This window comes from Polaromonas sp. P1_H6 (assembly GCF_056405195.1).
The window spans coordinates 1-2,914 of the sequence record NZ_JBFUCN010000067.1 but is presented as its reverse complement, the minus strand read 5'-3'; the positions used below and the strand labels follow the sequence as shown (position 1 = coordinate 2,914).

The window sequence follows — 2,914 nt, the reverse complement described above, 5'->3', positions numbered from 1 at the left end:
GTGCAGCTTCATGCCCATTACCGTGCCTCGCTCTTCGGCACTCAATTGTCGATATGTTCTTGTCATGCAACTCCTCTTGGATTGGAAGTGTTGCACTTGGTCCTTGAATCCGCCCTTACTTTCTTTTGGCGAAGCAAAAGAAAGTGAGTCGCATGCCGGGCGACCCCGGCCAGCAACCCTATGCAGAGGGCGAGGGCGCGCAAACCGGAGCAAGACCCGGAAGATAAGCCATAACCCCCCGCTTATCCCCGTATTCCAAGCGCCACGACCCGATACCCTTTACCCGAAGCCCAAGACGGAAAAACAGAACTTAAGTTTTCACCGCCAGCAGCCGATAGACATACACAGCCATCCCCATCGAGCCCAAGGAGCGCGCATGCACGCAACAAACAACAACCCCACCCCCACGCCGGCCACCGCCAAGGCGCTGGAATTCCTGGCCTTCACACTGGGCCAGGAAGAGTACGGCGTGGACATCCAGAAAGTGCAGGAGCTGCGCGGCTACGACACGGTCACGCGCATCGCCAACGCGCCCGAACACATCAAGGGCGTGGTCAACCTGCGCGGCATCATCGTGCCCATCGTGGACATGCGCATCAAGTTCAACTTGGGCACACCGAGCTACGACCAGTTCACGGTGGTGATCATCCTGAACATCGCCAGCCGCATCATGGGCATGGTGGTGGACAGCGTCTCGGACGTGATCACGTTGAGCCCCGAACAGGTCAGGCCGGCGCCCGAGATGGGTGCGCTGCTGGACACCGAATACCTCATAGGCCTGGGCACGCTGGACGAACGCATGCTCATCCTCGTCGACATCGACAAGCTCATGTCCAGCAGCGACATGGCGCTGATCAATGCTGCCGCCACGGCCTGAGCCCTTCTCTGAGCCCTTCTTATTCCCGGAGTCTTCATCATGTTTTTAGGCAATCTCTCCATCGGCAAGCGCCTGGCCGCCGTGGTCGGCGTCATTCTGGCCCTGTTCCTGACGAGCAGCGTGCTCGCCGTCCTCAAGCTCAGCCAGCTGGGCGGCGAAATCAAGGCCATGGTCGAGCAGAACGTGAAGACTGAACGGGCCGGTTCCGACTGGCTGCGCCACACCACCGCCGGCATACAGCGGGCGGCGGCCATCGCCAAGAGCAGCGATACCAGCCTGGTCGCCTATTTCGCGCCGGCTTCGGCGACCTCGATCAAAGACACCAACGAGCTGCAGAAATTCCTCGAGCAGCAGATGGACACGCCCGAGAAAAAGCAGCTCTTCGACAAAATCGGTGAACTGCGCAAGATCTACCTGGCCGCGCGCGAGGACGTCAGCAAGGCCAAGCTCGCGGGCGACCTGGAAGGCGCGAACCGGATTTTCAGCGAACGCTTCGAGCCCACCTCGCGCGCCTACCTGGCCGGCGTGCAGAAGATGGTCGATACCGAGCGCGAGCTGCTCGATGCCGCCGCGCTGCGCAGCGAGGAATTGCGCGCCAGGACCAGCCTGGTGCTGGTGGTCTGCAGCGTGCTGTCGCTGGGCCTGGGCGTGCTGCTGGCCTGGCTGCTGGTGCGCAGCATCACCCAGCCGCTGTCGCAGGCCGTGCGGGTGGCGCGGGCGGTGGCGTCCGGCGACCTGACCAGCCGCATCGAAGTGAACAGCCAGGACGAGACAGGCCAGCTCATGCAGGCGCTCAAGGACATGAACGACAGCCTGGTCGGCATCGTCGGCAATGTGCGCAGCGGCACGGACACGATCGCGACGGCCTCGAGCCAGATTGCGGCGGGTAACCATGATTTATCCTCACGCACCGAAGAGCAAGCGAGTTCGCTGGAAGAGACGGCGGCTTCGATGGAAGAGCTGACTTCCACGGTCAAACAGAACGCCGACAACGCGCGCCAGGCGAATCAATTGGCGGTGTCGGCGTCCAGTGTGGCCGTCAAGGGCGGCAGTGTGGTCGCTGAAGTCGTCGGCACCATGGGCGCGATCAATGCGTCGTCCAGAAAGATTGTCGACATCATTGGTGTGATTGACGGCATCGCCTTCCAGACCAATATCCTGGCGTTGAATGCTGCTGTGGAAGCGGCCCGTGCCGGTGAGCAGGGCAGGGGCTTTGCGGTGGTAGCGGCTGAAGTGCGCAACCTCGCGCAACGCAGTGCCGCGGCCGCCAAAGAGATCAAGACCCTGATCGGCGATTCGGTCGACAAGGTCGAAGAAGGCAGCAAACAGGTCGCCGAAGCCGGCAAGACCATGGACGAGATCGTCGACAGCGTGAAGAGGGTGACCGACATCATGGCCGAGATCACCGCGGCCAGCCAGGAACAGACCTCCGGGATCGAGCAGATCAACCAGGCTATTACCCAGATGGACCAGGTTACGCAGCAGAATGCGGCGCTGGTCGAGGAAGCGGCCGCTGCGGCGTCTTCGTTGCAGGAGCAGGCCAGCGGCTTGTCGCAGGTGGTGAGTGTGTTCAGGCTGGAGGGTGGGATTGCGCAGCACACGCCGCAGCGTGCCAAGGCCCCGGTGCGTCCGGCTGCTGCAGCGCCGAAGCAGCCGCCCCAGGCGCGGAAGGCTATTGCGGCGCCGCGTGCGCTGGCGGCGGCTGGCGAGGGATGGGAGACGTTTTAAGGCCGGTCTTGCTCCGGCGGGGCGTGCTCTTCTGGGGGTAGCTGGCCGGGGGTAGCCCGGCGGCTACTCACTTTTCTTTTGCTTCGCCAAAAGAAAAKTAAGCAAAAGAAAAGGCGACCCTGGTTGCTGCGTCCCTGCGCTGCGCTACGGGCAACCTGCGGTGCTCGGTCCAGACGGGGTCTCGCTAAACTCGCCTTCGGCTCAGACAACGCGATCCCTGATCCGTCTGGCCCTGCGCTCCTCGGCGCATCCACAAGGGGTGGGGACGAGGAATACCAATACCGAATACAGAAGAAACAAGGACTCGCC

General features: G+C 62.4%; 2 protein-coding genes. Both read left to right on the top strand.

The genetic code is table 11. The features are described from left to right. Positions 1 to 376: 376 nt before the first annotated feature. The gene (locus tag AC1D1F_RS24690) at positions 377 to 877 is read left to right on the top strand and encodes a chemotaxis protein CheW (protein WP_477679077.1); all 501 of its coding nucleotides are present in this window, start codon (positions 377 to 379) and stop codon (positions 875 to 877) included. 39 nt (positions 878 to 916) lie between these two features. Then, on the top strand, positions 917 to 2,605 hold the full coding sequence (locus tag AC1D1F_RS24685) for a methyl-accepting chemotaxis protein (RefSeq protein ID WP_477679076.1): 1,689 nt from the start codon (positions 917 to 919) through the stop codon (positions 2,603 to 2,605). Positions 2,606 to 2,914: the final 309 nt, after the last annotated feature.